The organism is Gemella haemolysans (genome assembly GCF_001553035.1).
Lineage (GTDB): Bacteria > Bacillota > Bacilli > Staphylococcales > Gemellaceae > Gemella > Gemella haemolysans_B.
The window spans coordinates 1-531 of sequence record NZ_KQ959963.1 but is presented as its reverse complement, the minus strand read 5'-3'; the positions used below and the strand labels follow the sequence as shown (position 1 = coordinate 531).

Sequence of the window (531 nt, the reverse complement as noted above, 5' to 3'; positions counted from 1 at the left end):
ACAAGCAAAAAAAATTAATTACTCTGACAAAGTTAGCTCAGTAGTTGTAAGTGAAATTACTGAAGATGGTTATGTTACACTTCATGGTGACCATAGCCACTATGAAAAAGGATTAGTACCTTACAACGCTAAAATTCTTGATTCACTAGTTTATAAAAATAAAGACTATAAACTAAAAAATGAAGACATTCAGTATGAACTTGCAGAGGGATATGTAATAAAAGTTAATGGTAAATATTACTACTATCCAAAAGAAGGTATTACTCAAAATAATGTTGTTGACGAAAGTACTGGAAAAGAAATTTCAGCACATGCACATCACCACCATCACCATGGAGAATCTAGCGAATCTAAAGGAAGTGGAGATAACTACACATTTAATCCAAAAGATATCGTAAGTGAGACTCAAGATGGTTACGTAGTTCGTCATGGAGATCACTTCCACTATATTAAGAAAAGTGAATTATCAGCTTCACAATTATCACAAGCAAAAGAATCTGGAGTTAACCCTTCTTTAGCATCATCAGCTGC

At 33.1% G+C, this 531-nt stretch carries 1 protein-coding gene; it reads left to right on the top strand.

Features of this window, described 5'->3' with window-relative positions:
- On the top strand, positions 1-531 hold a 531-nt coding region (locus tag HMPREF3186_RS05380), incomplete at both ends, for a pneumococcal-type histidine triad protein (RefSeq protein ID WP_156438972.1).